Source organism: Vibrio sp. V43_P6S15P86, from assembly GCF_009904725.1.
Classification (GTDB): Bacteria; Pseudomonadota; Gammaproteobacteria; order Enterobacterales; family Vibrionaceae; genus Vibrio; species Vibrio diabolicus.
Genome location: NZ_WXWT01000129.1, coordinates 1 through 6,198 on the forward strand (window position 1 = coordinate 1; position 6,198 = coordinate 6,198).

The 6,198-nt window shown below is 45.7% G+C and carries 5 protein-coding genes; 2 read left to right on the plus strand and 3 right to left on the minus strand.

What is annotated here, in order from left to right; translation table 11 throughout:
- The first annotated feature begins 171 nt into the window (after nt 1-171).
- Nucleotides 172-711, plus strand: a complete 540-nt coding sequence (locus CAG69_RS05725; protein WP_005395734.1) for a PadR family transcriptional regulator — start codon at nt 172-174, stop codon at nt 709-711.
- A gap of 74 nt (nt 712-785) precedes the next feature.
- On the opposite strand, the gene metF is transcribed toward CAG69_RS05725, so the two are convergent.
- The 3 genes from metF to CAG69_RS05740 form a co-directional block, all read right to left on the minus strand.
- Nucleotides 786-1,688, minus strand: a complete 903-nt coding sequence (metF, locus tag CAG69_RS05730; protein ID WP_012841345.1) for a methylenetetrahydrofolate reductase — start codon at nt 1,686-1,688, stop codon at nt 786-788.
- Between the two features lie 261 nt (nt 1,689-1,949).
- The gene (locus tag CAG69_RS05735; protein ID WP_161443120.1) at nt 1,950-4,358 is read right to left on the minus strand and encodes a bifunctional aspartate kinase/homoserine dehydrogenase II; all 2,409 of its coding nucleotides are present in this window, start codon (nt 4,356-4,358) and stop codon (nt 1,950-1,952) included.
- A 12-nt stretch (nt 4,359-4,370) separates the two neighbouring features.
- A complete protein-coding gene (locus CAG69_RS05740; protein WP_114324092.1) occupies nt 4,371-5,534 on the minus strand; it encodes an O-succinylhomoserine (thiol)-lyase in 1,164 nt (387 codons plus the stop codon).
- A gap of 225 nt (nt 5,535-5,759) precedes the next feature.
- Between CAG69_RS05740 and metJ the strand changes: the two genes are divergently transcribed.
- Nucleotides 5,760-6,080 carry a met regulon transcriptional regulator MetJ gene (gene metJ / locus CAG69_RS05745; RefSeq protein WP_005381353.1) on the plus strand — a complete coding sequence of 107 codons (321 nt, stop codon included), beginning with the start codon at nt 5,760-5,762 and terminating at the stop codon, nt 6,078-6,080.
- Nucleotides 6,081-6,198 lie beyond the last annotated feature (118 nt).

Genomic DNA, 6,198 nt, shown 5'->3' on the forward strand with positions numbered 1-6,198 from the left:
GCTCCAGCCATGATGGGACTCCCCATCTCTCTAGGTGATAAACGGCTTTAAGGTGACAGGACCAACATTGTTGGTGCTACTTATACATTAAAAAACTCAAGTGCCAGAAAGAGCACAGCTGAAAGTATAAGTAGCTTGTTTACAAGTTTATTGACCATTTGGATTGAAGACATGTCATTACCACACGTAATCTTAACTGTTCTTAGCACTCGCGACGCAACCGGTTACGATATCACTAAAGAATTCTCTGCTAGCATCGGTTACTTCTGGAAAGCAAGCCACCAACAAGTGTACCGTGAACTCAATAAAATGGCCGAGAAAGAGCTGGTTACTTGCGTATTAGAACCCCAAGAAGGCAAACCAGACCGTAAGGTTTACTCCATCACAGATGCTGGTCGCAGCGCTTTAGGAGAATGGTTTGATCAACCAACTGCACACCCGACTGTTCGTGATGAATTTTCAGCGAAATTGATGGCATGTGCCGTTCAACCATCAACACCTTTCCGTGATCAACTCGCCGAACTGGTTGAAGAGTCTCGCAAACTGGTTTCTCACTACAAAGAAATTGAAGCGGCTTACTACGCAACGCCGTCAACTTTAGACAAACAAGCTCGCCTAGAGCGTTTAACGCTTCGTCGTAACCTACTGTTACGTGAAACGTGGATCACTTGGGCTGAAGAAGTCCTAACAGAACTTGAAGTGATTGGTTAATTTCCTTTTACTTTGATACAACGAAAAAGGCTTGCCACTCGGCAAGCCTTTTGTCTTTTTGAAACCCGGTCGATTTATGCACCTACTGCAACGCGAGGACGAACGCCTAGCGTATGACATAAAGCGTAAGTCATCTCTGCACGGTTTAGGGTGTAGAAGTGGAAATCCTTAACGCCTTCACGACTAAGTACGCGCACCATATCAATAGCTTGGCTAGCTCCTACAAGCTGACGAGTCACCGGATCATCATCCAAGCCTTCGAACTGTTTACTCATCCAGCCTGGTACTTTCACATTGTTCTGCGCAGCAAAGCGAGACGCTTGCTTAAAGTTCGATACAGGCAAAATTCCTGGCACAATTTCTACGTCAATTCCTGCCGCTACACAACGGTCACGGAATCGCAGATAAGACTCAACATCAAAAAAGAACTGAGTAATTGCACGGTTTGCACCTGCATCTACCTTACGTTTTAGGTTCAATAAGTCAGACTGCGCACTTTTAGCTTCAGGGTGAACCTCAGGAAATGCGGCTACTGAGATATCAAAATCGTGACGTGATTTCAGCAGCTCAACCAGATCCGAGGCATACATGTCAGGCGCACCGCCACCAGGAGGAATATCACCACGCAGAGCAACGATATTTTCAATGCCATTATTCCAGTAATCATCGGCAATATTAATCAACTCTTCGCGAGTCGCATCAATACAAGTGAGGTGAGGAGCAGCAACCAATCCGGTTGTTGCTTTGATTTCTTTAATGATGGAGTGCGTTCTGTCACGCTCGCCAGAGTTAGCGCCGTAAGTCACAGAAACAAATTTAGGTTGGAGCGTTTTAAGACGGTGCACTGAATTCCAGAGTGTCTCTTCCATCTTCGCGCTGCTTGGTGGAAAAAATTCAAATGATACATTGATGTTGTCTGACAACTCAGCAATATTCTGGTTCAAGGCGTCAATATGGCCTGCGTGCGTGTATCCCATCTTACTCTCCCTGTGGCACTCCGCCACGAAAACAAATTCCTTAAATCGACGTTTAGACGTCTATATGTCTACAGAATGTATTGAATACGATTTAATGTCAACCTTGTAATTATGAATTTTTCTCAAGTTAATAATGAGGATAGTTCAAGTTATTACTTGAACGTTATTTCACCACTTATCACAAGCCGATACTTCAGTATGGCACTGAAGGCAAAATAAAAAACCCTGGTCGGGTTCCAGGGTTTTAGGTATCTCGCAACTTTAGAATAAACCGGCTAATCGGTTGAGGTCGGATTGAATCGCGCCGGCTGTCACTTCTCTTCCTGCGCCAGGCCCTCGAATAACGAGTGGGTTATCTTTGTACCACTTACTTTCAATGGCAAAAATGTTGTCGCACGGCAGTAGGTTGGCGAGCGCATGTTCACGAGATAACGCTTCTACTCCCACCGTCGCTTTACCATTTTTTTCTAAACGCGCAACGTAGCGAAGCACTTGGTCGTTTCTCTGTGCTTTTGTCAGGCGCTCTTGCAGTATTTCACTCAACAGCCCTCCGTTATCGAAGAAGTCATCGATGCTAAGTTCTCTTAATTCTTCTGGTACCAGAGATTCAACCTTAACGCTGCCCGGCTCAATATCGAGACCAGACTCTCGAGCTAAGATAACCAGCTTACGCATCACATCTGAACCATCTAAATCAGAACGAGGATCAGGCTCTGTTAAACCTTGCTGCCAAGCGAGGTCGACTAAATCATTAAATGTTACTGAGCCGTCAAATTGTTGGAATAACCATGATAACGTCCCTGAGAAAATACCCGATAGAGCAACGATCTCATCACCACTTTCACGTAGATCTCGCACGGTATGGTTTATCGGTAACCCTGCACCAACCGTCGCATTGTACAGCCAATAACGACCAATTTTAGCGAATGCATCTTGAACCTGATGGTAATACTGGCTATCAGCCGAACCCGCCACTTTGTTAGCGGAAATCAAATGAATGCCCTGCTGCGCAATTTCTACATAGCGCTGAGCTAAGTCTTTGCTCGCTGTCACATCAAGCACTACGGCTTCATCGTAATTTTTTAGCGCTCCTAAATGAGTCAACCAAGACCCATCGTTTGCTAGGCTTTCATCATCAAATCGTTCAGCAACACTTGCTGCATCAATACCTTGCTCATCGAACCAGTAGGTTTGACTATCCACGACCGCGACAAGGTCGAAGCTCATGCCATGACGTTTTTCGAGCTCACCTTTTTGAGTTGCAAATAAATTTAACCAACTAGAACCAATGTTGCCCTTGCCACATAAAGCCACCGCCACGCGCTTTTGTGCTTGGAACAACTGGCTATGAATCGTTTGAACCAACACTTCGGTATCAGTACGACGCAAAACGGCGACTAAACTCAGCCCTGACTCAGTTTCAGAAATAAATTCAACCGGAGAGTGTTTTAACTTCTGATAAAAACCAAAACAATGGTTGGCGTTTTTCGTAACGCCAGCGCCTACCGCCGCTAAGAGCGAGTAGCCTTCTTTGAGCTTAATCTCCGCTTCAACCGCAAGCTCTTGTAAGTGTTTCAGTGCGCCACCGGCAATTTCTGCGGTATACGCCAAGCGCAACGTGTGTTGATCGGGCTGTGCCTCAAATGCCAATGGCTCCAATTGCGCTCGCTGCAACGCTTGTAATACATCATTCTGTGTTTTTTCGAAGTCGTGCCCATGCATGAAAGACAGCTGCACCAATAAAACATCATCCAGCGAGGTAATAATTTTAGCGCCACGGCCAGACGCTAAGACACGCTCAATACGAGTAGAGCCCGATTCCGGCAGATAGCTACACTTGAGGTTGAGATCCATAGTACTTTGCGCCACAGGCTGAAGTGTACGACTGTGTAGGACTGGGGCGGCTAAACGGGCGAGTTCGCTGGCTTCATCCAATCGAAGTAACGGTAACAGACACGCGTCTGCCACCAAACGCGGATCGGCACTATAGACACCGGCAACGTCACTCCAAATGGTGACTGTGCTCACTTCAGCCAGAGCACCAATGACAGTTGCAGAATAGTCAGAGCCATTACGACCAAGTAAAATGGTTTCGCCCGCCTCGTTCTGAGCCATAAAGCCAGTAATTACCACACGTTTATGATTGTGTTGCGCGAGAACTTCTTTTATCAAAGGATATGAACGAGCGCGATCAACTTCAGGTTGAGTCCCGGCTTCCGCACGTAAAAACGCTCGTGCATCTTGTGCAACAGCGGGGATAGAACGTTGAGATAATAACGCGGCCAATAGGCGAGCAGACCAAACTTCTCCGTGTCCTAGTACCGCGGCTTTTTGCGCGCCAGTGAGTGGTGCTGTCAGCTCAGATAAGGTACTGAACTCATCATGCAGTAACGCTAATAGCTCTTCTTGTACTTCATTTTCCAACAAGTTTTCTATTAGCTCCGTTTGGAACTGCCTTAGGCTTTGAAGTGCTTCATGCGCGATTCGGCCATCTTTATCTAGCCCTTCCAGGAACTCAATCAAGCGGTTAGTGGTTTTTCCTGCCGCCGAGACGACCACAAGATCATTTTCCGTCGAATACTCCTTAAGAATATCCACAACGCGTAAATAGCATTCTGGGTTTGCTAAGCTACTGCCACCAAACTTATGCAGCTGACGTTGTAAAGTCATTATTCTCGTCTCCTATTGTTGGGCAGCTTTAGCGAATGCTTGCTCTAAATCTGTGATGAGATCTTGTGCATCTTCCAAGCCGACAGACAAACGCAATAGTTGATGCGACACCCCCGCTTCTGCAAGTGCTTCCTCTCCCATAGCGCGATGCGTCATGGATGCCGGATGACAAATCAAGCTTTCAACTCCACCTAATGACTCAGCCAATGAAAACAGTTGGAGCTCTTTAACGAACACTTTTAACTGCTCAAACGAACCGGCAAACTCAAAGCTCAGCATAGAGCCAAAACCAGTTTGCTGCTTTTTAGCAATGTCATGACCTGGGTGCTCCGGCAGGCTTGGATGATAAATGGTTTTAACTAACGCTTGCTTCTGGAGATAAGCCAGTACCTGCTGTGAACTCTCTTCATGCACTCGCATGCGAGCACCGAGCGTACGGATGCCTCGTAACGTCATATAACTATCGAAAGGTGTGCCAGTCGCACCAATGCAATTTCCCCACCATGCAAGCTCTTCTGCATGCGCTTCTGTTTTGGTGATGATCACGCCACCAATCACGTCTGAATGACCGTTGATGTACTTCGTTGTGGAGTGGATAACAAAATCCGCACCTAGCTCTAAAGGTTTTTGGTACACGGGTGTCAAAAAGGTATTGTCCACCGCAACTAACGCGCCGACTTGTTTCGCTTTTTCACAGGTAGCTGCAATATCCACTACGCGAACCAGAGGGTTTGACGGAGTTTCTAGCAAAATGAGTTTTGGTTTTTGTGCTAATGCTGCATCCAAAGCTTGCTCGTCTGATTGATCGACAAACTGAACCTTAAAATCGCCTTTGTTGGCTCGGGTATTAAAAAGACGATAGGTGCCGCCATAACAATCGTGAGGAGCAATAATGAGATCATCAGGGCCAAGAAAAGCGGACACCCATAAATTTAATGCCGACGTACCGCAATTCGTGACAACCGCTCCTTTTCCAGACTCGAGTTCAGATAACGCACTTTCCAACAGTCCGCGGTTTGGATTTCCAGATCGCGTGTAATCATACTTAGGTACTTCACCAAAAGCAGGAAAACCATAGTTAGTGGAAAGATAAATAGGTGGAACGACAGCGTGATATTGGCTGTCTGATTCAATACCAGTGCGTACTGCAATGGTCGCAGGTTTGCGAGAGCTCATGGGTGTATCCTTTCACGGGTAATGACTTCTAAATAGGAATGCGCTATATCTAATGAGTAAAATAAAGTGATCAACACGCTTCCTTTGCTGTTCTGTTCACTTTACTCGTCAAAAAATGAGACGTCAACACTTCCAGACGTCTATATGTCTTTGCTTATGGCGGTAAATGCAGCTAAAATCAGCACCTAAATTATTTTTAACCGATTACATAAATGAAGGTGTGCAATGGCTGACTGGAATGGCGAATACATTAGCCCATATGCAGAGCACGGCAAAAAAAGCGAACAAGTAAAAAAAATTACCGTCTCTATCCCGCTAAAAGTTTTAAAAGTGCTAACTGATGAGCGTACTCGCCGTCAGATCAATAACTTACGCCATGCAACCAATAGTGAATTACTATGCGAAGCATTTTTGCACGCGTACACAGGTCAGCCACTTCCAACAGATGAAGACCTTCGTAAAGACCGTCCAGATGATATTCCAACAGAAGTAAAAGCACTGATGACGGAAATGGGCATCGAATTTGAGTCGTTTGACGAAGAGTAAAAAAGCGAGGCTGGAGGCTTCAGATAGCAATTCTTATCTCGAGCCAAAAGAATGATATAAAAAATGGGACGCGATTGCGTCCCATTTTTTGTACATCACATCTAATAGATATATTACT

What these genes read in the sequence shown, in the direction of transcription:
- metF (WP_012841345.1), bottom strand. Translation starts at nt 1,688, where the DNA reads ATGGGATACACGCACGCAGGCCATATTGACGCCTTGAACCAGAATATT.
- CAG69_RS05725 (WP_005395734.1), top strand. Translation starts at nt 172, where the DNA reads ATGTCATTACCACACGTAATCTTAACTGTTCTTAGCACTCGCGACGCA.
- metJ (WP_005381353.1), top strand. Translation starts at nt 5,760, where the DNA reads ATGGCTGACTGGAATGGCGAATACATTAGCCCATATGCAGAGCACGGC.
- CAG69_RS05740 (WP_114324092.1), bottom strand. Translation starts at nt 5,534, where the DNA reads ATGAGCTCTCGCAAACCTGCGACCATTGCAGTACGCACTGGTATTGAA.
- CAG69_RS05735 (WP_161443120.1), bottom strand. Translation starts at nt 4,358, where the DNA reads ATGACTTTACAACGTCAGCTGCATAAGTTTGGTGGCAGTAGCTTAGCA.